Annotated in this window: 1 pseudogene; it reads left to right on the top strand. The window is 38.8% G+C overall.

The features are described from left to right. Positions 1 to 30: 30 nt before the first annotated feature. Positions 31 to 374, top strand: a pseudogene (locus LIR34_RS17690) (RNA-guided endonuclease TnpB family protein); the annotation flags it as partial.

A 374-nucleotide genomic window follows, 5' to 3' on the forward strand; every position in this document is an offset into this window, starting at 1 on the left:
AAAATGGAACATTATAAAAAAGAAAAAAAGATGTTAAGGAACACACCAGCCAGTTACAAGAAAGAATATCCCTGGCTGAAAGAGGTGGATTCATTGGCGTTAGCAAATGTACAGATGCATCTGGAAAGCGCATTCCATAAGTTTTTTCGTGAACCATCTGCAGGATTTCCGCGTTTCAAATCAAAGAAGTCGTCAAGAAAATCTTATACAACAAACGTAGTGAATGGAAATATCTTTCTGGAAGGAAACTATTTGAAACTGCCTAAGATGACGGCTGTCAGAATGAAGCTTCACCGTCCGATATCAGAAAAATGGAAACTGAAATCTGTGACAGTCAGCAGGGAGCCATCCGGAAAATATTTTGCCAGTCTTTT

The organism is Blautia sp. MSK17_66 (assembly GCF_020538025.1).
Lineage (GTDB): Bacteria > Bacillota > Clostridia > Lachnospirales > Lachnospiraceae > Blautia_A.